Below are 24160 nucleotides of genomic sequence, written 5' to 3'. Positions count from 1 at the left end.
GCTCATGGCAGCTCCAATTACGGAAATCCATAATCCTATAACAGAGGAAGAAATAAAGCTACAAAAACTCGAAGAACTAAAAACGCTTGTCACCAACAATGAGGATGCGTTGAACAATATGTTTAAAATCCTTGGTGAACTTAATGAATCGGGTGTACTTGACGCTGCGAATTCCATGCTTCAAGGAAAAGAACAAATTGCGAAAATCGCTCTTCAACAAGTCACAAGACAACCTGTAACCAATTTAATCAATACCCTTATGGGAGCAACAGGCGCTTTGATGAATGCTGATGCCGCACAGTCTACAAAGCTACTTAACAGCGCACTTGCAGGAGTCGATGAAGCAAACAAATTCCTTCAGACCGATAAGAAAATTGGCGTGATGAATTTAATGAAAACATTAAATGACCCAGACATTAATCGAGCAATCGGTTTTGGCATCCACTTCCTAAAAGGAATGGGTAAAGAATTAAAAGAATAGATTTGAATCTTTTTTGTAAGTCACTATCCCCAAAAGTCAGCTTTCTCTCAACAAATAGACATAAGACTTAAAAGAAGTTCATGCTTCTTTTGAGTCTTTTTTCTATCATGCACGACGATATTGAAAACAAAAGGATGGATGAAATGCTAACACATGAAAAAGTCATGGATGCTTTGAAACATGTCGAAGATCCTGAATTGCATAAAAGTATTGTAGAGTTGAATATGGTTAGAAATATCAAAATCGAAGGTACCCATATCCAGTTAAAAGTGGTGTTAACTATTCAAGGCTGCCCTTTAAAAGCGAAAATTCAGGAAGATATAGAAAACTCACTGAAAGCCATCGGCGCTTCCACTGTTTCTTTACAATTTGGAGCGATGACCAAAGAAGAACGAGAAGCCTTGACAAAATTATTAAAAAGCAATGCAACCACTGAAACGGGTATGCCTAATATGCTTCGCCCTGATTCAGGTGTGACCTTCATTGCCGTGACAAGCGGTAAAGGTGGAGTTGGAAAATCTACTGTTACGATTAATCTCGCAGTCTCTTTAGCACGCATGGGCAAACGTGTGGGCATTTTAGATGCTGATATATATGGCTTCAGTGTCCCAGCAATGATGGCAATTAGCCAAAAGCCAACGATGATTGACCAAACCGTCATACCCGTTGTCAGTCATGGTGTGAAGGTCATGTCCATGGGATTTTTTGCAGCAGATGATAATCCTGTTATGTGGCGAGGACCTATGCTTAATAAATGGATAAAAAACTTCCTTGTGAACACACACTGGGGAGAATTAGATTACTTACTACTTGATTTACCTCCTGGAACTGGAGACGTAGCCATCGATGTAGCAGCCATGATTCCACAAGCTAAGGAAATCGTTGTAACCACTCCGCATAACGTCGCCTCTTTTGTTGCTTCAAGAGCAGGTGCAATGGCCAAACATACTAAACATGAAATCTTAGGTGTTATAGAAAACATGGCATATTTTGAAGAACAAGACGGATCAAGGAATTACCTTTTCGGAAAAGGCGGCGGGGAAATATTGGCACAACGACTTGAAACTGAAGTAATCGCGACCATTCCATTCTCAAACCGTAAAGAAAATAACGACGCCTCTGTCTTTGATGAAGAATCTTACGTTGGAGAAACCTTTACATCTTTAGCAGAAGATATAATCAATCAAGCATAATGGAACAGGTTGACTCTTAAGAGTTGGCCTCTTTTTTTTTACTCGTCAAAAGACAAGCTGTATACTCTCCCCTTATTCGCACCCCTACTTTTTAGATTCAATGAATGCAATATTCTCGTTGCACTAGCAGTAGATGAAACATTTAAAAACTCCCTCAATTGACGATTCGTTATAGTCGATCCGAAAAGGAAAAAATAATCTCGTAAGGCATGGATATGAGCATCCTTACTCGATAGTTGGCAATGATCGCAAAACCATGTACCATGCCTTCTTAATAACGGGCTCTCCTTGCAATTCTCACATATGACTCCTTTAATAAGTTCCCCCGGTTTGAGATTATAACGTTCCAAGACAGTAAAATCCGCTTCGATATGATTCTTATTTATTACCCGAATTATTTTTTCAGTTCTTTTTCACAAAATGTTGGGTTTTTAATAGATTGTTCTATCCTATTAATATTAGAGGGAAGCACGTCGCGATGGATAACTTTGTAGTGGAGTTTTAGGTTTTCAGAAGACGTACGAATGATTGTTTGTGGATTACTAATAACAACCAAAGAAAGGATGGGCGAAGCCGAAAATCCATTTTTCAAGAACCAATTCTTCAACTGTGATTCCTGGCGGCTGACTTGAATAACAGGATCTGGAAATGCCGTTTCTTTTCCCTCTTTCGTTCGAATGAGTTGATTGAAATGTGGATCAAAGTAGATGGAACCAGCTATATTCTTCACTTCTATAATAAGGGCGAATTTCTTGGATACTAATAAGGTATCCATTTGAAAAAACCGGGATTGATCCAGTAACCTTAAATCGTGGAAGATGAAATAGTTTTTCGGTTCAAGAAAGCTTAAAGGAAAATCAATGGCACTTTCCCCTTTATAACCCGCTTCTCTTTTTTTGAGTTCATTCATTATTGAGGGAATTTTAGGATGGTACGGAGGAAGCCTGTGCGCCAAGGCTCGTAATTTAAGGATAGAAAGAGGGACTTTCCGTTCTTTTACTATCATTTTTCCACTCCAATCTTGGTTTCTCACAATGGATTCTACAGTAGCAAGTGATATTCCTTTATTTGACAGCCTTATTTTCTTTCTGCATGTAGTTTATCTACGAAATTCGGGATATATCTACGAAAATTGAGTTATTTCTACGAAAACACCTCATTTATCTACTCGATATATCGACAAAAAAAACGGACCTATCTAACAAGTCCGTCGTTCAAAAGTTTATTTGTCTATATTTTCAGCAAGAAAAGAAATTCCCATTAAATCATTGCACTTTGTACATTAAATAAATTTGATTTGCAATATAATCTGAACTAAAATGAAGCCCCTTCGTTATCCACCACATGATGATGCCTACCAATGAAGCTGTTTTAATATCAACCGCGACATAGTCAGCAGGTAAATCCTTTTTGGTATTCTTTCTTCTTGTTTCTACTAGTTGCTTTAAAAATAAAAACAATTGCTCCTCAAATTGATTCATTTTAAATATAATAAGTAAATAATTTCGATGGATATATAAATAATCAAGAAATTGTGTTAGCTTTTGTTTTTCTGATAAATCTTTTGCATGTATTAAATCAACAATTTTATTAGAAAGCTCATTTGAAATCTCGTTGGTGATTTGCGTTAGTAAATCTTGAATATCTTGATAATGTAAGTAAAATGTTGTCCGATTTAATTCTGCTTTGGCTGCGACTTTCTGAACCGTTAAGTTTGAAATGGTGGGGTCCTCACATAAAAGAGAAAAGACGGCATTTTTAAACATTTCTCTTGAACGAATTGTACGAGGATCTTCTTTTTTAGGTGTAGACATTTTTAACCCCCTTTATAGATTTTCCGTTAACTTTCTCAACATCATATATGTTTTATGTCGAGTAGTGAACATTTTTAAAAAAACTGTTCATGGTTAAAGAATATATATTTTGTTACTATTGATTTTATCGACACGGTGTCGATAATTCAAGTCTAGAATAAAGGAGTTTATGAATGCAGAAGGAAATAGCGGAAAAAAATAAAAAAATCTTATTAATGGTCCTGATTGCTGGCTGTTTTTTATCAACATTAAATCAAACACTATTAAATGTAGCAATGAGTAATTTTATGGAGGTATTTCATGTTACGGCTGCAACTGTACAATGGCTATCAACAGGCTTTATGCTCGTAAACGGTATTTTAGTGCCGATTACTGCGTTTTTAATGAAACGTTTTACAACAAGGCAGCTGTTTATTAGCTCGATGTTCTTTTTGTTCATGGGGACTGTGCTATGTGCCTGTGCCATGAACTTTAGCATTCTGTTAACAGGAAGAATGATTCAAGCAATTGGGGCAGGAATTATTATGCCACTAATGATGACGGTTATTTTATATTTATACCCTAGTGAAAAGCGTGGAAGTATTATGGGAACTATCGGCTTTGCCATAATTTTTGCCCCAGCCATCGCTCCAACAATATCTGGCTTTATCATTGAATATGTATCATGGAGATGGCTATTTATTGGATTAGCTCCACTCGTATTAATCGTCATTATTCTTGCTTTTAAATATTTAATGAATGTTGCAGACACAACAAAAGCAAAATTAGATATCGTAAGTGTCATTTTATCAACGATTGGCTTTGGTTGTATTTTATTTGGATTTAGTAGTGCAGGAAGCAAAGGATGGGCTCATCCAGTTGTTATTACAACAATCATCATCGGAATAATCGTTACAACTCTATTCTGTTTACGTCAAATAAAGTCTAACGATCCATTATTAAATTTATCCGTATTTAAGTATAAAATTTTCACTCTTACATCAGTCATTAACATACTCATTACGATGATTATGTATGCCGATCTAATTCTTTTACCAATTTACTTGCAAAATGGACGAGGTTTTACCGCATTTGAATCAGGTCTACTTCTATTACCTGGAGCCGTGATTAATGCCTTCTTATCACCTATCACAGGTAAAATGTATGATAAATACGGGGCGAAACCACTCTTTATTACAGGTTTAGTATTTATCATTATTTCGATGTGGGGTGCAATTGATTTGACCGAATCTACAACCTATATGTATTTAATGGTTCGTACCATTATTTTACGAATTGGATTAAGTTTCATTTCGATGCCTTTAAATACAGCAGGGTTGAATGCTTTACCCAGAGAATTGGGTTCACATGGTTCAGCAGTAAATAATACCATTCGCCAATTAGCAGGTGCTATAGGAACAGCAGTTATCATCACAGTGTATACAATTCAAGCAACTTCGCATGCTTCTCAGTTATCCATTGAAAATGGAGACATTTCAGCTATACAACTAGCGAAATTATCTTCTATCTTCAGCTCAAGTGACGCCTATGTATTTATGTTATTCGTATCTTTTGTAGCATTTATTTTTGCATGTTTTATGCCTGAAAAAGTAGCAATTCAAAAATACGAAAGTGAATCACATAACTAAAATAGTCAACATTATTATTTAGTGTATTTGAAAGCATATCTGAGAAATCTCAGATATGCTTTGTTATTTTTCAGATATTGCAATTCCATATAATTCATCTCGGATTAGGTAATTTTAATGGTGACTTGTTACATCATATATCTACTTTAGGATGGGATCATATTAATTTACGGGATTAATTCAGAGAAAATGATCACCCTAGATTCTTTAAAGACCATTAAAACTTTCTTAACGTTGTAAATCCGCATTTTCCTGACTCTATCCCAATAAGTGTTGCTTTATTATAAATTATCAATCTTTTTTATAAAACCACAATAAGTGAGTTAACGTTAACTTTGTGGAAGCATATTATTGCACAACAAAAAAGGAAGCATAACCCTGCATTTTATGAAAAGTTACGCTTCCTGTTATATAAAATGTCACTTTACCTATAAGTTGGCTGCATTTGGAAGCATAAGTTGGCCAGAAAACACTTATTTTCGCAGATAATTATCTAATTATTCAACAGAATTGGAAGTATAAATTGGCCGTGAGCTAATTATTAACCCATAAGCTGACCGTGAATTTCACAAAACAGCAATAAAAATACCTATTAGCAGCATAGGATATTCAAAATTACTAGCTTATTCATTAGAATCTTTATATGATACACCCATTACCTCTAACAAAGGTGTCCTTGTATAATAACTTAATAATAAAAGAGCTCGTAACGGTAGTCTTTTTTGTGACCTTCGTAGAATAGCTCTTAAAACCGTTTGTAATCGGGAGAAAAAATTGGATGTTCTCAAATACACCGCGAGGTGCTAGAGGAAGTGCCATCATGTATAGTGTGGTTGAAACCGCAAAAGAGAACAATTTAAGTCCCTATCATTATCTTCTTTATTTGTTTGAAACACTCCCCAATATCGATGTAAACATTAAAGAAGAAATTGATAAAGTCTTGCCGTGGTCAACAGATTTACCATCTAGATGCAGAGTGCCGAAAAAAAGTGAAAAAAACAAAAAATAACTCCAAAATCAACTTTTATTGTATATTTTGGAGTTACTTGATGTTTACGTAAAGAAAAGGAAAAATACAACGGCATCCCAACTAGAAGTCATCAATCAAGGAGTGGAAAAAAAGGTTGAGGAGCTGGCGCAAGAAAATGAATGGTTAAAGAAAAGAATTGAGATTCAAAACGGTCAGATTCAAGAATTGAAGAAGCAGCTACTCCAGAATAAACAGGAAGATACTTAACTAACGGGCAGTTTAGTTGAAAAAGCGAGATAACTCCTTCATGTTGCTTTTGAGCGAAACAGGTACACAGAAAAGGCATGGTTTTAGCCATGCCGATAGATTTATTTATTTATTTATTTAATTTATCTAAAGCCCCAATATTGCTGATACTGAGGCATGTAGGGATATTGTTGATTATATTGTTGTTGTTGATACTGTTGAATTAAATACCGCTGAGAGAAATTTTCATTTTTACTATTGCAGTTTGTGTAAGGACCTATAACTGTTGATGGTTTAACCGGTCCAATTGCATCTTTCCATTTATTTTCATCAAGACAGTAGGTATGTGCCATAATATTTGTAGGAGTATATTTTAAAATGTCTGAACCAAAAACCACCTCTGGAGTTGGTGCATCAAAAATTGCTAAAAAGTGAGTGTTATCAGCAGTAGCCATTTGATAATGCCACCAACCTTGTGGAATGTTTACCACTTGACCGGGGGTAATAGCGTAATTGAGAATTTGTTTTGTAAATGGGTTCAGCATCGAAACAGTTATCGCCCCGGAAATACAATAGTTCAACTCGGCAGCATTTGGGTGATATTGAGGTTCTGCTACATTATTGGCACTTAGGAAAATGTCTAACAGAGATACATTTTCCAATGTATTTAACTGGTTCACACCTAATATGTTAATAAGGTTGTTGTTATCCTTTTTAAACAAGGGACTGTTATTTACGTCAAATGTGTATTGAGTTGATGGTGATGTGTAATCCATATTTAAAGTCATAATTTTCTTCACCTCATTACATAAGAATTATATAGGTATTTTATGTACTTAAAACATGTTCGGTGTGCAAAGTGATTGAGAATAAATTAGTGTGAAGCAGAAGAGAAGGTACATCTCAAAAATGAACGTTTTTGAGATGATTATGTTTATGCTTTGTTATAGCTAATTCGCTTCCTAATTAGTGTTCATAACTCATAACAAAAACAAAGTCTCAATCTATTCTTAGATTAAGACTTTTGAGGCATGAATTTTCCAGTTAATGTCTTAGCGTATGTTAATTAGACTATCATAAAGAGAGGATAGTTCGTTCAATATATGAGCGAATATCCTCTCTTTTTCAATATATCAGAAAGATAAACAAGAGCTTATAAATCTTATTTAATAAGTTTAATATAATCATATGTTTAAGCTATTGGAGGAGGAAGAATGAAGGTTCAAGAAGTGAAGTTGGATGAAAACAAAAGGAGATATTTATTACTCGACTCGGATGGTATTCCTGTGATGCCAGTGGCAAAATATCTCAAATATTTAGATAATACTGGAAAGAGTAGCAATACTCAAAAGACGTACTGTTATGCCTTGAAACAGTATTTTGATTACTTAGGGGAAATTGACAAAGATTATATGGAGATCATCTTACAGGACCTAGCAGAGTTTATCGGATGGTTGCGGAATCCATATAGCCACCACAAAGTTACTCCCTTTAAAGAGATAAGGGCAAAGAAGACAGAGAGAACAATAAACCTTACGGTTACAGTAGTTACTGCTTTTTATGATTACCTGTATCGAAATGGAGAACTAGAAGAAGATGTTCGTGACAGGATTATAAAAGAAGTATTTACTGGAGGACGTAGACGGTACAAGAGCTTCCTTCATCACGTGAGTGCAGGTAAGCCTATAAGTAAAAACATCCTTAAATTGAAAGTGCCTCGCCGTAAGGTGAAAGTCCTGGAGAAAGAAGAAGTAGAAGTCTTGTATGCAGCGATAAATAATGTGCGTGACCGATTTCTTATCTCTCTTCTCTTTGAGACTGGACTGCGAATTGGTGAGGCGTTAGCGCTCTTTCTGGAAGACTTCATCTTTGACCATAAGTGCGGACACCGCCTACGATTACGGGACCGTGGCGAATTGTCAAATGAGCCAAGTTAAAGACAGGAGAAAGAGAAATTTATGTATCACAAGAACTCATGGACTTGTATGATGATTACCTCTACGAGGTCATTGATGAAATGGAGGTTGATACAAACTTTCTGTTTGTGAAATTACATGGTCAAAATAAAGGGCTGCCAATGACAGATTGGGATGTTCGTGCACTCTTCAGGCGTTTACGGGAGAAAACAGGGATACATGTGCATCCACACCTGTTTCGCCATACACACGCTACTCTATTCTATCGTGAAACAAAAGATATTAAACAGGTACAGGAACGTTTAGGCCATGCCAATATTCAAACCACAATGGATATGTATGTACATCCTTCTAGCGAAGAAATTCGTAAGAATTGGGAAAAGGCACAGCCAGCTTTTCAAATCAATACAGAATGTAGCAAGGAGTAAAGAATGATTTATAAAAACGTTAAATCTATTGCGGAACAGCAAAAGTTCCATCAGAAGATTCAAAACGAGTTCACTACTATTACAGAAAGAAAGATAAACCAAGACAACACTGTCTCTAATTCTTATTTTTTAGTAAATGATGTTTGGAATTTAGATTTTATAACAGGGATGGGTAATTTCGAAAGATACAGAGGAAAGAACTTTAGAAGTAAAAGTTTACGGTTTTTAGTTCATAATTCTTCCGTAAATTTAGAGCTGAAATATATATTTTTTAAAAAATTATTCAGTGAGGAATGGGCATTAACAAGTATATTTGGTGGTCAAAGAACTTTATTAAAAAAGTTGGCACAATTTTTAAATGAGATCTATCCAAATGTGAGTTCACTCTTAGATTTAGACATAGAGAAAGCACAAAAAGATGGATATGGTGGTTAAACGAGAATAACATTAAAACGACAAAAAAGGTAAATAAAAGTCTATATGGGGAGTCCACAGTATATACAGCTGAAGCTAATTTCTTAAGAATCATATACTCCTTCATATGTCAGTTGGCTGATCTCCGCGATGAATGGGAGAAGGAAAAATGGGATGTACGAGTATTAAATCGAATGTATGGCATCGAATTTAATCAGTCCAGGTCTAATCATTGCATCAACTTCTCAAAAATAGAGAATACCTATATTCGTGATGAAGTGAAAATATATTTTAAGCAGCGCATATTAGGAAGTCGAGGTTTCTCTTGGGCAACAGCAAAAACCTATATGAACTTCCTTCCCAGGTTCGTCGATTTTATATGTACAATGGAACCTGAATGGAATGATTTAAATGGATTGACGAGAGAACATCTGTTGAAATACATAGAGCAAATCCACCACCATGCGAAAACTAAGTTAAAACAAAGGAATTCGCACCCTGAACACTATGTAGGAACAACCCTAGTCATCATCCGAAATTTCCTAGAAGATCTTCAAACCTATGAATATAGCATTGCACCTACGAAGAGTGCGAGAACACTAATTTTTTCTGAAGACATTCCGAAACGCAGGAAAAAGAGTTATGATCATGTTGACTATATTCCAGATTATGTATTGGAGCAATTGTTTCAGAAGATTGAATACCTTCACCCTGAAGTTCAACCATTCATATGGATTGCATTTAAAACAGGTCTCCGTATCTCCGATACACTTACTTTGACACAGGACTGTTTAGTAAAACTAAATGACAAATATCATATTGTTACAGATATAAAGAAAACCTATGTAAAGGGTCACTCTATACCTATTGATGATGAGTTGGCCTTAAATGTCTTAGTAGCTCTTATTGAAAAATCTAAAAAGAATAGTAACGAGGAAAATAATCCTAACCGGTATATCTTTGTACGTTATAGTGGTCCTCGAAGAGGACGGCCTTACAGTCAAGACTGGGTTCGCGAACAGCTTAATTTTTTCGCAAGAGAACAGGATATTAAAGACGAGAATGGGAATTTATTTCGATTTAGGCCTCATCAGTTCCGTCATACTTATGCCGTCAAGATGTTAAACGGTGGGGCTGATATTCTAACAGTTCAAGAGCTATTAGCTCATGCCTCTCCAGGAATGACTATGTGTTATGCGCGGCTATTAGATGATACAAAGCGAAAAGCATTTGAATCTGTCATAAAGCAAGGGGTCTTTAGCTTTGACCTAAACGGTGAGGTTCAACAGATACAGCCAAATGAGGACATCCCAAATGATATTTTAGAGGCGCTGTGGAAGGATCATAAACTGAATGCAGTTGATAACCCATATGGTACATGTTATGCACGAGTTAATGGCAATTGCCCGCATTCGGAAGAACCACCATGTTTGACATGTAACAGTGGTAGCCCATGTAAGGACCTTGCGGTCGGCTTCTCGGAGTTAGATGTACAAAAATATGAACTGCATATGAAAACAACAGCAAAGATGATAAAAGTACTGGATGAGCGAGGACGTCATGACACTGCAGAAAAGAACCGTACTAATTTAAAGCGATATGAAGACATCCTAAACACAATAAAGCAAGGAAACATAATTTTTGGTCGATTAGAACGTGCAAAACGAAAGTAAGGTGATTTAAATGGCTAAATATGACCGTATAGAGCATTTGAAACAAGTACATGAAGCAAGAAAAGTAAAGACTCGTAAAACAGTTGATGATGCGATTCAAAGGCTCATCCGAGCCAATGATAACATTAACTTTAATAGTGTTGCAGAAGAAGCAGGAATTAGCAAAGCTACTTTATATAACAATCCAGAAATACGAGGACGAATTGAATCGTTACGAGAGCAGCAAGCCCAAGTTTCAACTCCAAAGCAGGTAAAACGTGAGATGGATGAGAATAATAAAGATGCAATTATAGTATCTTTAAAACGTAAAATTAAGAAATTGGATGAAGAAAATAAAAAACTACGTGAGCAGTTAAAATTTGCTTATGCAGAGGTTTATAAAAAAATCTAAGGGAACATCGTTCCCTCCTTTATTCAACTAAAGGGCCATTATATTGAATATGAGGTTAAATAAAAATCCATTTTTTATGCAATCACCAGGTTTCTTCAGAAGCCGAAAACGTTGATTTATCAACAATGTATAGAATCATGCATAAACATTAAAAAACGAACAAATGCCAAACCATTGAGCCATATGGGTTTGGCATTTTTAGTAACTTCATATAGTTTTCGATTTGTTTACCTGTTGAATAAGTTATTTTTAATAATTGTCTTTGAAATTATAAGAGGGAACCATTAGGTGAAATTTAGGTTTAATTATGATCACAATAAATTTGTTGATCTTTATCTATACCTTTTATAATTGCATACTTATTACCCCATTCACACATTGTGTTTAATACTGGTACAAATGATCTTCCTAGATCAGTTAAGCTGTATTCTACTTTTGGTGGTACTTCTTTAAATATTTCTCTTCGTACAAGTCCATCTCCCTCTAACTGTTTCAATTGATCTGTTAAGACTTTTTGTGTAATTCCAGGTATTAATTCGTAAAACTCTTTTGTCCTTACTGATTTTTGACTCAAGAAAAAGAGTATTAAACATTTCCATTTTCCTCCTGCAATGTTCATAAAAATGTTAATTCCAGTATTATAGTTAACCATGTGCTGTTCCTCCTGAATAGGCACTTAAAAGTGGCTATACCACATTTTTGTGCGTTATTTTCTTATTTATTATTGCTTACTATAATTAAAGGAGCAATAAATAAAAATTTCGGAGTTGAAATAATGACTGTAAAAAATATTTTGGAAAAAAGACGTTCAGTTAGACATTATGATTCAAGTTATAAAATAAGTTCAGAAATTCTAACCTCATTAATTGAAAGTGCAAGTAAGTCACCTAACGGAAATAATATTCAAGCAACTCGATACTTAATTATTGATGATCCAGACTTAAGAAATTTATTGCTACCTATAGCTTTTAATCAACAACAAGTGGTAGAAGCTTCAACTTTAATTGTTATGTTGGGTGATTATCAAGCGTTTGACAAAGATAATATTATTAAAATTCATGAAGAAGGCTTTCAAGCAGGTTTTTTTGATGGATCGCTAAGAGATTATCTAGCGAATGCTGCAATAAATTATTATGAAAATAAATCAAATGAAGATCTAAAGCTAGAATTAATTAGAGATGTAAGTCTTGCGTCAATGTCATTAATTTTGTTAGCAAATGAAGCAGGTTTTGAAACAATTACTATGTCAGGCTATGATTCTAAGAAATTAAAAGCAATTTTAAATATTTCTGAAAGGTATTTAGATGTTATGCTTATAGCTATTGGTAAAGGTGCTAAAGCCGGTCATAATACCGTAAGGCATAATGTAAATAAGGTAATGTATAGAAACAAAATAATTTAGTGTTCTTATAGTATCTGATTATGTAAAATAGGCAGACAAAGAAATATGTTATTCTTATTCCGTAATCGGGCGCGTTTGATGAACAAGAAGTAAAAGGATGATACATATTATACATGACTAATATGTATCATCCTTTATTTTTTATGACTTTTTACAATTTAGGTCTTGATAACGTATGTTTTCCACGTTTTGTTGGTACTACCCCATGCCCATCAAGCTAAAGTTTTGAAGTATCCCCAAAACGAAAAATTTATTATTTTATAGTTATTTATGAGAATTCAGCTGAATTTTTTGTTTTGGGGAACAATGAGTTTCTTAGCTAGATGGAGATGTGGTGATACCCTTATTAAGATGGCTCTGTTAAACTTGATTGTTGATTTTCTTCAAACTTAATAAGCATATTCGAAATGAAACTCGAATATGCTTATTTTTTAGAGTAGCGAATAATTATTAATCAGCCTCCGCTAGTTGTTGAACGCAATGAGCAAATTCTAAAGGCTTTTGCTTTTTTAAATAATAATCTTCTGCTACCCAATATCTATTTTGGTATTTCTTTAATCGCTCTTCCAAATCCCCTATGTATGTATCACGATGAAGTACACGCTCGTATCTTATCTCTCTAGGGCAATCTAAGAATACTACGTAATCATAAAATGTTTTCCATTCTTCCCTCAAAAGAAAAATACCTTCAATGATTACAATACTTTTAGGTGGTATCTTTATCGTTCTCTGTGTAAATGTATCTTTTTCCTTGTTGTAAAATGGCAAAGATAAATACTTTTCATTTTGATACAATTTGTCGTATAAGTGTTCTTTTAGATAATTAGTATCCCATTGTAACTGATAGTATTCAAACCATTCATCGTGCCCTGTATTATATCTCTTAGCTTTCTCAACAATATGGTCGTCTATATGGATAATTACTACATTATCTAGGACATTTTTTAGTTGATGTACTAGTGTCGTTTTCCCAGCACCACTTAACCATCTATTGCAAGAACAAAAGGTCTATCTATATTATGCTTTTTGTACTTTTCTTTTATTTGTTGCTTTAAACAATCCCATTTATCCATTCAAATTATTGTCCTTTCTGCCCTTTTCTTAACTAAGGAAACTTAATTTTCCTTTCATTACAGACAATTATTCTACAAATATCTCCAAAAACCTTGTTATGCTTCTTGTTACATAAAATGTGACTTAAACCATAAAGTTTCCAATTATAAAGCATAACATTGCAAACCATTGGAGTAACTGATTTTTGGAGCAATTAACCAAAAAATGACACCTAAAAAGTGTCATTAGATAAAGCTCAATTTTTTAAAAATTAGTATATATTCTACTCGTGACAACATTATGATTTATTAATATACTCTGGACGTCATTATGGTTTAGATTCCATTTTCAAAAATAAAAAGACGATATAGAATCGTCTCTTAGATACTTGAGGATAATCCTTTTGCTTTAGCTTTTTTCGTTGCAGGATGCTCCGTTAAATAGTGTGAAAATTTAGTATCAGTTTTTAGCGCATTTATTTTGGCCTCTAATATTCCTAAAAAACTTTCTCCATTAGCTATTGCCTCATAGTCGTCTATGTTAAATTCAATAATAAAAATTCGATCTTCAATCTTTTCTCTAGTAAAGAATAGCTTTTTGGTAAGACCTACAGCATTATTCCATCCACTTCCTGACAAGCCTTTGTATGAAAAAAGAATCCCTAATCTACAACTTAATACACTAACTAATGAATAAAATTTCCCAACCCAAGTTACCCCTACTTTACCACCATAATTTTTACATTCACTTAAAAGGTGTTCTCCACGAATGTCAAGATAACCGGCGTTTTGAAACTCTCTCCCTGTACTATTAAGCATTACCAATTGGTCTACTTCATTGCTAGATGTATGAATATTTTCTTTGATCTCGAAAACAGAAGATTTCTCCAAAATAAAACTTACTAAATCCTCCAGCGCCTTTCCTTTTTCGGCATTAGAAAATTTTGTTCTTTTTTTATTTACATCTTTTAAATGTTCTAATAAATCACTGTAATATTCCTTCTCTGATTGTTTAAATCTTGTTATTTCCTTAAATACTTTATCTTTTTCATTAATAAATTGTAAATAGTAATCCTTAGCAGTGAGTTCCCCACTATTCACCATCAAAAATCACCTTGTAAATAACAATAGAGTTAATTAACGGCTTTAGTTCTGTATCACATGACTCACACTCGACTTCATTAGGCATTAAAGAAAACGTTTCATATATCGGCCCTTCAAATGTATTACAATTATGGCAATATAGTTCATAATTAACCTCAAGAACGTCCATTTCTTTCATAATTTCAAGTACTTTATAAGCTTGAGCAGAAGTAATATCCAATTTTCTAATTAGAACGCCAGGATACAACCACTCATTCTTTTTATAGCGCTTTAATAGCGACAGAAATACAATAAGCTGTTCTTTAGACAAAATTGCCTTTTCTTCAAGTGTCTTCTCAACTTTTAATAAGATAATTGGTAACATAATTCATTCTCTCCACCTGTGTTTGACTTCCAAAATATTGAAGCAAACTATAATCTGCGCCCATATAACGGTGTTGGAATTTAACTATTATTTCTTTTGCTTTGACTTTATTTGTCCAACGTAGGGCTATCCATGGTAAATTTGCAGTTTCTTCTGTATCAGAAATAAAATCTTCTAGCAAATCCTTTATTTCAGTGCTTTCATCAAATAAAATTTTATTTCTTTTCATTAGTTCTTTCAATTCACCCAAAATAGGAAGTAAATTTTCTATATGTCCTCCTACTTCTAATGTGGCTTTACCACCGCTTCTCAAACTCATACATTGAGAGTGTACTACCACATGGTTATTTTTATCCTTGCAAATAGATTCAATTTTTGGTTCAAGATTAACGTTCGAGATATTTATTCCTAATTTAGATTTAAGCCATCCATGTATCATGCTAATGTTGTCAACATAAAGGGTGTCTTTATCCTTATACGAATTTTTAATTTTATCGAATCTTATTTCAAATATATTTAGCTCTTTAAAGAATACCACTAAAATAGGGTACTTTAACTTTGTTATGCGCCCTTCTTGAAAGTTAAACTGATATTTAATATTAAATTTCAAAAAGAGGAATTCCTCTGTTTCATATTTAGTGGGTTTGCCTTCTTCAGCAAACTCCATCTCTCCAAATCTGTTTCTCTTAGTCGATACAAGTTCATCGAATGAGTCATCAGTTGAAGTAAAATCTAGAATCTCACTATTAAGGATTGCATTATCAACTTTTTCCCTATTAAAATTTTCACAATTGAAGATAACGGAATATTTGTAATGTTTGTTAAACTCCCATTCTTCAATGAACTTAATCACTTCTGATCTTTGCTCTATACTCGCAACAAGCTTTTCTTCTTCTGGCAACTCAGATAAATCAATACTCTCACCAAACAATGATAAATTACCATCATCATTAACAATATCCTGTTTTTCTAAACCTTTTAACAAATGACTTTGAATATATTTTGGATACACTTCATTCGAAGTCTGAATCAAGAACTCTTTATACTCTTCAAAAAACATGTTTACTCACAGCCTTATTTTATTTAAATATTGTTAAATTTGTTCATTTGATACTTTTATTGCTTTACTATTAAAATACTATTAATTCCACAATTTGTATACTAATAGTATCAAACAACAAATAATAATTTTATTTAAAAACTGAGCAAATAATAAGACAAAAATGAGGGAGTTTTTTCTATCTGCTAATTTGTATGGTAATACCTAGTTCCTTTAAAGTTTCTCTCCAAACATTCATCAACACTTTGTCATAAGGGTTTAAATTAAACTCCTTCTGAATCTTAGAAATGGATGGATATATACCCTGAGAGTATATTTTCATAATTGTTTCTCTCAATTGTTCTTGTCGGGTTAATTTTGTTAAAATGCGGTTTCTTTCAATAGCCTCTTTGTTTTTTTTATAAATTATATCTATTAAAATAGGGTAATGTCTCATTAAGAAGGAGCGCGATTTTCCTAAGGCCTTACAAACGGAATTAACTGATGGAGGATTATCATTATTTAATTCAACTATCTCTAACAGTGCAATTTGGAATGAATCTATATCTGCTTCTTCTACATCATCTTTTGGTTCAATTGATTTTTTAACTTTTTCTTGGACTTTTCTCCAAAGATAGCTATATTTCACACTCCTCAAAATTGGACCGTATTCATTAGCAATAACTTCCGGTTCAACATAAATATCACCATCCAAGTATTCCCATAAATCCGCTATGATCCTTTTATCTCGATTATAATTTTCTCTCCTAATAATCTTATTCTTTTCACTTATTCGATTTATAATTATCCTGTACTTCTTGCGTAATGTTTCTAGTGGAATATTAACCTGTTGAGCAATTTCTTCTAAGGGTGTTATTTGTCTAGAGTTTAAAGCCTTCTCAAGCCATATTGTTATATTTGTACTATCTCTATCATTACATTGAAATGAAAATTTAAATTTACTTGCTGCAATCTCCCTATTTTTTTTCACTATTTTCCGAGTTAACTCAGGGAATCTTCTACACAACGTCGCTTCCTCCAATCTCATTATTCTTGATAATATTGAGAGGGAAATTATTTCTCCAACTATTAAGACTTCTTCTAAATAATGCTTCATTTCGGAATCTTCTTGGGTAGGTAAACGCTCAATTTTAAAATTTAAGGGGAATTCGTTAATTTGATTATTTTGGAGCAAGTCAATAACGTCCAATTTAAATACCGAACTAATTTTAAGGATATTTCCTAAAGTCGGTGTGCTTCCTTCTGCATATCTTAACATCTCACTGTGAGAAATTTTAAGTTCTTTATTATAAAAATCCGCCTTTCTTTTCCATAAATTCTTCTCTACTTCTTGGATGATAGTTCTAATAGAAGATGCGAATGAATATTGATTTAAATTACCCCTTTCAATAACCCAATCCAGTAATTTCTCAATTTGTATAGATTTATGGAAAATTTCTTCTTGAAAAATTCCTGAGTAATTATTTTGCATTTCCCCTAGCCAGCTATTCCAGTTAGAACAATGACCAGGCTTACCTTTAAAAGGCAAAATTTTTTGGTATCTCATACATTTATTGCATTTATCATGCAATTTCACCGAATGTTGAACACAATAATCATAATGATTAATCACCCATATTAGCTTTTCATAAATTGGCAAGGTACTTGTAACCATTTCTTGGAGACAAACAGGGCACCAGGCTTTCTGCTGCCTAAAAAGTTTATGTCCTGAGAGTAAGTTTTCAGTACTTATTAAAGTAAGTTTTTTTAAATCATTCCTTCCTGTATATTCACTTAGAAGTTTAACTGTTATTTTGGTTAAATCTCCATTACCGTTAATTCTATGGGAACTATAGACTTTTCCGTTAGAAAAATCATCTTTAATTTGGAGGTGAAATAAATTGGATAACAATTTGCTTAAAGGCAAACAGTGAGAAACTGCTATTCGTTGGAGGTAACTACTCAGACTTTCCATCTCTTTGCCACTGCCCTTGGAAATAGGTTTAAGATTATATAATTTAAGGGGAGTTACCTCAACATCCTCTTTCATATTAAAATCATAGATTTCGAAATCGTGGAACATATTCCCTCCCTAATCTGTATTCTTTTAAGCACCATTTTCAGTAATTCCGACCTGATCTCTGTTGGGTTTTCTTCTTCCAACGTTCTTCCGCTTCTCTTTAGGAGAGCTAATACTCTCTTCCTTTTCTTCTATAGATTCTAAATCCCCTACACCTAATAATTTTTGAAGATTCGACAGCGTCTTGCCGTGATTACTTAACTTTCGCTCCCCTTCTATAGCTTCTTCAGCAATCTTTAAAGATTTTGTTGGTGAAGGAGCGTGTTTTACAATTAAGTCATAATTAATGTTAGGAAGACCACTGTGCAAAGCATCCTTAAGACAAACATCCAGCCACTCCTTAAGGATTCCAATACAACCAACAGATCTTTCATACATAAGTTCCCAGTATGGTAAAAGAATTGATGGTTCATTAAACGGCATATGCAATTGAAAGGTATTAAGGACACTTTTAAATTCTCTAAGATCTGATTCCAGTCTTGCATTGTAACGTCGAAAATGAATTTCATCGGATCTTCTACTTAGTTGTCCATTCAAATCCAAAAAGTTCATAAGCTCGTATGTTCCAAACATAACGAACACTGAACCTGTCAGGTTAGCTAATGACTTTATAGCATCCATTTGATCCTGTAGACGCCTACCACTGGACATTTTCAGTAAATGTTGGGCTTCATCTAGCAAAATCACTCTTGTTTCTCTATAAATAATAGCATTCTCCAAAGATTTCCTTAATTCAGGAGAGGTATATGTTAGATAATCAGAAACCTTCTTCCTTTTTACAGAATTATCAAGGTCAACTTTATCCTTAATTAACGGCTCATGAAGTACTTGTAACATTCGTTGGTAAAAATCTTTCCAATTAAATTTACCATTATCCGGTGAGGGGAGTTCAATTGATGCAACTGGCAACAGTCCACTAGTTTGTGGCATCTCCTTTAAGTAATCTTTTAAAATCTGAGTCTTAACTCTTTGACATAATGTTGATTTTCCTACGCCGGTAGGTCCAAAGATAAGATATACTCTTCCACCTGGAGATCTTTTTATTTTTTCCATTAATTCTAAATATGTTTTATTAAGAATTGGATGGTTTATATTTCGTTCCAGAAAAAAGTCTTCTCTTTCTTTAATGGTTGCAGTATCTATATTAAGAGGAAATAGTTCACTTCTATCCATCTTAAAATTCCCCATAGATATCTAATGACTTTTCAATACGTACTTTATTTTGTTTTACTATCCCCTCACTATTACTGCTATTCAGTTTGTTCTTTGATAAATCAGTTTTTTCTAAGGGTATATTATCTCCTAAATTAATCACATTTTTTATTTCTTCTGACTTTGCTTTCAACAAAAGGAATTGTTCATTTCCCTCTAAATCATCAATAAATTTTGCTATTCTTTGTGCAGTAATTGAAAAGTTTTGGGCATGCAATTGCTTTGTTTTTTTAAATTCAGCAGTAATAAATTTCAATTCTTTTTCAGTTAAATTCTTAAAAAGAGGATAATGTTCTGATATACACTTTACCCACATCTTATTGATATAGGCATAAGCAATACCCACATTAAATGGATCATACCTCACTTTAACTTTTGTATTTTCTAATTGAGGGTTTTTAAAGTCATCATTCCAGTAATATATATAATTCACTTTAATACCCATACTCGGCTGTATTTTTGATTCCCCTGACCTAGTAGTTGGTAAAGTTAATATCTCAAAAATCCTATCAAAAGGAATGAAATGATGCTGTCTTTCTCCCATTAAAAACAGACCATCATCATAAGCATTTCTAGGTGTTTTACCTAAAGCAGGATGTTCAATGGTATCGTATAGTTCAAAGAAAAAACTCTCTAAAGCAATTGTTAAATTCTTTAAGTTCCATCTTGCGTGAGATTTTGGGTTTACAGTTTTAGTAACCTCCCTCACATTTTTCATAATTTTTGTATTTCCTGTTAAATTGTGAATAAAGCTGGTGTTAGTTGTACCAAATAGTCGTTCTAAAACCGAACCGTATCTCGGTTGCGCTGCAGGACGCCTTTTAGATTCACATTCATACATTGCAAGTAAAGTTTCAAAATATGTGCTATGAAATTCCTTCCCATTATCTACGACTAACTTCTGAGGTAGCCGGTTATACCGCTTTACACACTCACGGAAAACCATCAAGCATGATCTATAGCTCGGAGGTTCAAAAGAGAGGTAAGACGCTAAAACCCTTCTAGAAAAGGCATCTATTAAAAGTGATAAATATGGTCTGCCTAAATTTTTACCCGTCTCAGAACAAATCAGTTCAATGTCTAGTTCAGTATGATCCAAATGACATATATTAAAGGGGAAATCTCCATGTCTGGGTGTTGTTCTCTCAATCTCCCAATAAAAATCCTTTACCTGATATCCAGCTCTCTTTCCTTTACGCTTTGTAACTTGCTCTTCTCTTGGACGATTGTTGACATTTTTACAAAATGTCATATAACTTGGTGTACTATAACCCCTTTCTTCACATTCATTCCTAAATGATCCATATACTGAAGCCTTATTCTTTTGAACAATTGTTTCATAATTTTCTCTAATAAATTGATCCATTAATTCTTTTACTTGTTGATTAAGTCTGGTTGCTCTATTTCCTTTATTCTTATTATTAGGAAGTAAACCGACATATCCGTTTCCAAATAAGCTTTCTGCCTTTTTAAAGTTCTTAACCCAATCACGTATGGTTCGTAATTTGGGTTCCTCTAGCGATTCTAAATTTTTTTTCCCATCTTTTAAGTAAGCTTTAACAAAATTGTATCTGTAGTTCGCTATTTTATAATCTTCATCACTACTGCCATTTACAATATCCATTAAAGCATCATCTTCGCCGCTTGGTATTACCCCTTCAATAACAATTTTTCCATCACTAACTAAGCGATGAAAAAGTTCCTTTGAAACCTCGTTATATTTGCCATTGGAAGAAAGAGAAATGCTTGTATTTCCTACATTAATTATTTTCCAAATCTGACCATCCCAGAGAATTTCTTTTCCTACATCTACTACATTCTTCGAAAAACCAGTTGTATATTCCTTTTCACAATGAATTAAGTTTGTATACATGTCAGAATGTTCCTTGTGTAAAAATAAACTTACTGTTTCAGGCTCAGCTAGTACGCTATTTGTTAAATCTACATAAATAAAGTCCTTTAGTATGGATATATAAATATCATCAACAGAAAAACCTTTTGATTTAGCCAGACTAATTAATTTTCTAAGATTTATACCTACCTCTCGAAAAATACATTGTTTAATTTTTTCTAAGTTTTCTTCACTTACAATTAATTTATTTTGTTTTCGCAGGTAATCGTCTAAAAAGACAAAATTTCTGTGCATATTCCAATTTACTTGGTTATTCGTACAAACTCTAAAATAAAAATTATACTGCTTTGCAAAGTCTTCACCTGGCGGGCATCTCCAGCTACCTTCAGAGTCTTTAACATACTTCCAAGGTTGTTTTTTCGCTATTTCCTCTAACTCTTTTTCGTCTTTCCACTCTTCCCAACCAGCACTGTTTGTTCTAATCACAAAAAAGTCTGGCGTATAAAGCGTGCCCCTTGTTCTCCCGTCTTTCGTATACCTCAGGTTTATTTTGTTTGGTTGATCATAGAATTCTAAGACTTTTTCATCATGCTCCATAATTAGTATTGCTGGTCCCTCAACCTTTCCGCTTTCCCACTGGATTGTCTTACCCATTTTTTTACTGGGGTACTTTCCAGATAAACTCCTATTACCAGTTCCAACAGATCTTACTGGTTGTTGAAAACGAATACTATTATTTATATAGTCCCTATTAATATTGGAGATATTGTTTTTTTCACACCAACTTAGGAATTCTATCTCATTTAACATGAAATCCCCCCCTTCTTCTTACTATAACCTATTTTTACATTATTCTAAATTTTCAACAATATTAACAAGATGTTCTTTTGCAAAACTTTCTCTTAATAAACAATTAAGAGAAAGTTGGTTTTCAATTCTCTTCTGAGTAGGTAATTCTCCAGTATTAATCAACTGAGTGACACCAATCTCAATTAATTCCGTTACTCCTTTTTTTCTTTTATAACTCATAGAACTGATATGATCTTTATATTTATCCGATAATGCCTTACTCAAATTAGGCAAGTTCTCGTAGAGTAGACGTTTATTTACTCCTACTTCTTTAGCGACTCCCGCCATTGAAATTGGTTCATTAGACTTGAGATAGTTCAGCAATGACTTTTCGATTTTTTTATAATCTAACTTTCTTCTTCCTTCTAAAGGAATATGATTATGTAAGACCTCTTTTTTTATACAAGGGATTTTCTCTGTATCAAATAAAAAATCCTTTAAAGAAAAACCTAATAGATAACATATATCTAAGAGCTTATCTAAAGGAGGAATTGAATCTCCTCTTGTCCAGTTAAAGAAGGTAACATTAGGAACTCCGAGTTGTTCCCTTAATTTGATTCTATTTCGATCGAAATAATTTGTGATTATTTGGTTAAGTCTAGAACTTATATGATTTCTACTTACACTCTTCGTTAAGGTATAGCTGATAGAAATTATTTCTCCAATACTTTTAGCTATAAATAACTGTTTTTCAAGTTCATTATCATCCTTATCCTCTACTTTATTTATAAGATTAGAATTACAGTAAGGGCAACGACCATTTAAAGAATTCCTATGTAATACTGGTATACCTTTTTTGCAATCTTCACATTTGGTTATAAGTTTAGTTTGATGCACATAACAGTACTTCACCGGTTTAATAAACCAAAGTAATGGAAAATACTCATATCCATATTTATTTCTAAATTCTCTCAAGCAAGAGGGGCACCATGACAATGATTCTTTCATAAGCCCCCTACATGTTAAAACCTCCTCCCATTTAGTAAGGTTTAAATTCATTAAATCATTTCTCAATGTTAATTTTTCAACGGCCTCAACTAAATCCTTCGAACTTTTGCTCACTCCGTTAAGTGCCTTGGCACCGTCATAAAAACGGTTTCCTCCTCTCTTGGCGCTTTGCAGAATAAAATCCTTATTTAATGTAGGAGCTATAACCTTGTTTACTAGTGTACCTAACTTAATACAATGAACTTCAGCTAGACGCGTTATATAACTCGTCATACTTTCACAATGAAAAGTTCCTAATTCCATCGGTTTTAGGTTATATAAAGAACTATTTGATAATTGAATGTCTTCTGTACTAAATAATTCATTCTCCATCCTAAATTTCACCTTTTTATTTTTTAAAAATTGTACCCTTAATAATTATATTTTATTACTTATATACCAAATATTTTAATGCAAACAAAAAAACACCTGTGAATTAGCCTATAAAAGTCTAATTCCCAGGTGTTGAAGTTAATTCTCAAAATTATTAAAGCATAAGTTTGTAATATGGTTTATAAAGCATAAGCATGTCATTGTTACAATTTTATGGTTTAAGTCACATAAAAACAAAAAACCACCAATATATGTATTGGTGGAGACGGTGGGAGTCGAACCCACGTCCAGACATAACGGCACTTAAGCTTCTACGAGTGTAGTCGATATATTCGCATTTCGCGAACTCATTAGCCTATCGACAGGCGGCAGAGCAGCTAGTCTGATTGGTCTCTTCCTTCATCCTCAGACGGTGGATTCCGGCGTATCCCACTTAGAGTGAGTCCCTTACCCTACCACGTGGGCCATGGAGGGAGGAACAGCTATCGACTGTTGTTACGCAGCGAAAGCTAGGTTGTTGTTTTGTTTGCCAGTTATAGGCGTTGACGTTTTAACGAGGCCGATCCCCTCGACTCGCAACTTAAGCTCGAACTATCCCTGTCGAATCCGTAACGTCCCCATGATTAAAATGGAGCGTACGAGAAAAGAATAGTCAGCAAGTTGTGCTGATATTCAGTTGTCATCGGTACAAAATTAATTATAACAGATTCATTCAAAAAATCAATTGTAAGG

At 33.6% G+C, this 24160-nt stretch carries 20 protein-coding genes, 1 other RNA gene and 2 pseudogenes; 10 read left to right on the top strand and 13 right to left on the bottom strand.

Annotated elements, in window-relative coordinates:
- Positions 1–4: 4 nt before the first annotated feature.
- Both ACQKMR_RS01085 and ACQKMR_RS01080 read left to right on the top strand, forming a co-directional pair.
- Positions 5–481 (top strand): DUF1641 domain-containing protein, encoded by a 477-nt coding sequence (locus tag ACQKMR_RS01085; protein ID WP_427695610.1) that lies wholly within the window; start codon positions 5–7, stop codon positions 479–481.
- Positions 482–624: 143 nt separating this feature from the next.
- On the top strand, positions 625–1674 hold the full coding sequence (locus tag ACQKMR_RS01080; RefSeq protein WP_427695609.1) for a P-loop NTPase: 1050 nt from the start codon (positions 625–627) through the stop codon (positions 1672–1674).
- Positions 1675–2068: 394 nt separating this feature from the next.
- On the opposite strand, the gene ACQKMR_RS01075 is transcribed toward ACQKMR_RS01080, so the two are convergent.
- Both ACQKMR_RS01075 and ACQKMR_RS01070 read right to left on the bottom strand, forming a co-directional pair.
- On the bottom strand, positions 2069–2680 hold the full coding sequence (locus ACQKMR_RS01075; protein WP_427695608.1) for a nuclease-related domain-containing protein: 612 nt from the start codon (positions 2678–2680) through the stop codon (positions 2069–2071).
- Positions 2681–2939: 259 nt separating this feature from the next.
- Positions 2940–3488, bottom strand: coding sequence for a TetR/AcrR family transcriptional regulator (locus ACQKMR_RS01070; RefSeq protein WP_053348628.1), 549 nt, complete (start codon positions 3486–3488; stop codon positions 2940–2942).
- Positions 3489–3661: 173 nt separating this feature from the next.
- On the opposite strand from ACQKMR_RS01070, the gene ACQKMR_RS01065 reads away from it, so the two are divergent.
- The 3 genes and pseudogenes from ACQKMR_RS01065 (at position 3662) to ACQKMR_RS01055 (ending at position 6353) form a co-directional block, all read left to right on the top strand.
- Positions 3662–5116: a DHA2 family efflux MFS transporter permease subunit gene (locus ACQKMR_RS01065; RefSeq protein ID WP_427695607.1), complete on the top strand. Its 1455-nt coding sequence runs from the start codon at positions 3662–3664 to the stop codon at positions 5114–5116.
- A gap of 745 nt (positions 5117–5861) precedes the next feature.
- A pseudogene (locus tag ACQKMR_RS01060) lies at positions 5862–6125 on the top strand (transposase domain-containing protein); the annotation flags it as partial.
- 18 nt (positions 6126–6143) lie between these two features.
- On the top strand, positions 6144–6353 hold the full coding sequence (locus ACQKMR_RS01055) for a hypothetical protein (RefSeq protein ID WP_427695606.1): 210 nt from the start codon (positions 6144–6146) through the stop codon (positions 6351–6353).
- A gap of 122 nt (positions 6354–6475) precedes the next feature.
- Here ACQKMR_RS01055 and ACQKMR_RS01050 read toward each other — a convergent pair whose 3' ends face one another.
- Positions 6476–7120 (bottom strand): cupin domain-containing protein, encoded by a 645-nt coding sequence (locus ACQKMR_RS01050; RefSeq protein WP_427695605.1) that lies wholly within the window; start codon positions 7118–7120, stop codon positions 6476–6478.
- Positions 7121–7546: 426 nt separating this feature from the next.
- Here ACQKMR_RS01050 and ACQKMR_RS01045 point away from each other — a divergent pair.
- The 4 genes and pseudogenes from ACQKMR_RS01045 (at position 7547) to ACQKMR_RS01030 (ending at position 11154) form a co-directional block, all read left to right on the top strand.
- Positions 7547–8676: pseudogene (locus ACQKMR_RS01045) on the top strand (tyrosine-type recombinase/integrase).
- A 3-nt stretch (positions 8677–8679) separates the two neighbouring features.
- On the top strand, positions 8680–9111 hold the full coding sequence (locus ACQKMR_RS01040) for a transposase (RefSeq protein ID WP_427695604.1): 432 nt from the start codon (positions 8680–8682) through the stop codon (positions 9109–9111).
- Positions 9112–9284: 173 nt separating this feature from the next.
- Positions 9285–10763: a tyrosine-type recombinase/integrase gene (locus tag ACQKMR_RS01035; RefSeq protein WP_427695603.1), complete on the top strand. Its 1479-nt coding sequence runs from the start codon at positions 9285–9287 to the stop codon at positions 10761–10763.
- Between the two features lie 10 nt (positions 10764–10773).
- Positions 10774–11154 (top strand): DUF6262 family protein, encoded by a 381-nt coding sequence (locus ACQKMR_RS01030; RefSeq protein ID WP_427695602.1) that lies wholly within the window; start codon positions 10774–10776, stop codon positions 11152–11154.
- Between the two features lie 301 nt (positions 11155–11455).
- Here the strand turns inward: ACQKMR_RS01030 and ACQKMR_RS01025 are convergent, their stop codons facing one another.
- Positions 11456–11806: a winged helix-turn-helix transcriptional regulator gene (locus ACQKMR_RS01025; RefSeq protein WP_427695601.1), complete on the bottom strand. Its 351-nt coding sequence runs from the start codon at positions 11804–11806 to the stop codon at positions 11456–11458.
- A gap of 123 nt (positions 11807–11929) precedes the next feature.
- On the opposite strand from ACQKMR_RS01025, the gene ACQKMR_RS01020 reads away from it, so the two are divergent.
- A complete protein-coding gene (locus ACQKMR_RS01020) occupies positions 11930–12556 on the top strand; it encodes a nitroreductase family protein (protein ID WP_427695600.1) in 627 nt (208 codons plus the stop codon).
- 450 nt (positions 12557–13006) lie between these two features.
- Here ACQKMR_RS01020 and ACQKMR_RS01015 read toward each other — a convergent pair whose 3' ends face one another.
- From ACQKMR_RS01015 to ssrA, 9 genes are all read right to left on the bottom strand, one after another.
- Positions 13007–13477 carry a kinase gene (locus tag ACQKMR_RS01015; RefSeq protein WP_427695779.1) on the bottom strand — a complete coding sequence of 157 codons (471 nt, stop codon included), beginning with the start codon at positions 13475–13477 and terminating at the stop codon, positions 13007–13009.
- A gap of 512 nt (positions 13478–13989) precedes the next feature.
- Positions 13990–14712, bottom strand: coding sequence for an acetylglutamate semialdehyde dehydrogenase (locus tag ACQKMR_RS01010; protein WP_427695599.1), 723 nt, complete (start codon positions 14710–14712; stop codon positions 13990–13992).
- Complete coding sequence (locus tag ACQKMR_RS01005) at positions 14702–15076, bottom strand: hypothetical protein (protein ID WP_427695598.1); 375 nt, start codon at positions 15074–15076, stop codon at positions 14702–14704. Before ACQKMR_RS01005 ends, ACQKMR_RS01010 begins: the two co-directional genes overlap by 11 nt.
- Positions 15048–16136, bottom strand: a complete 1089-nt coding sequence (locus ACQKMR_RS01000) for a hypothetical protein (RefSeq protein ID WP_427695597.1) — start codon at positions 16134–16136, stop codon at positions 15048–15050. Before ACQKMR_RS01000 ends, ACQKMR_RS01005 begins: the two co-directional genes overlap by 29 nt.
- A 178-nt stretch (positions 16137–16314) precedes the next feature.
- A complete protein-coding gene (locus ACQKMR_RS00995) occupies positions 16315–18198 on the bottom strand; it encodes a TniQ family protein (protein WP_427695596.1) in 1884 nt (627 codons plus the stop codon).
- Positions 18199–18222: 24 nt separating this feature from the next.
- A complete protein-coding gene (locus ACQKMR_RS00990) occupies positions 18223–19368 on the bottom strand; it encodes an AAA family ATPase (protein WP_427695595.1) in 1146 nt (381 codons plus the stop codon).
- A 1-nt stretch (position 19369) separates the two neighbouring features.
- Positions 19370–22069: a TnsA endonuclease N-terminal domain-containing protein gene (locus tag ACQKMR_RS00985; RefSeq protein WP_427695594.1), complete on the bottom strand. Its 2700-nt coding sequence runs from the start codon at positions 22067–22069 to the stop codon at positions 19370–19372.
- A 39-nt stretch (positions 22070–22108) separates the two neighbouring features.
- The gene (locus ACQKMR_RS00980) at positions 22109–23428 is read right to left on the bottom strand and encodes a TniQ family protein (RefSeq protein ID WP_427695593.1); all 1320 of its coding nucleotides are present in this window, start codon (positions 23426–23428) and stop codon (positions 22109–22111) included.
- A 257-nt stretch (positions 23429–23685) separates the two neighbouring features.
- Positions 23686–24047: a transfer-messenger RNA gene (gene ssrA / locus ACQKMR_RS00975) on the bottom strand.
- Positions 24048–24160 lie beyond the last annotated feature (113 nt).

The organism is Peribacillus sp. NPDC096540 (genome assembly GCF_050278525.1).
Classification (GTDB): domain Bacteria; phylum Bacillota; class Bacilli; order Bacillales; family DSM-1321; genus Peribacillus.
Note: the sequence above shows the minus strand (reverse complement) of the source record. Positions and strands in the feature narration are given on the sequence as shown.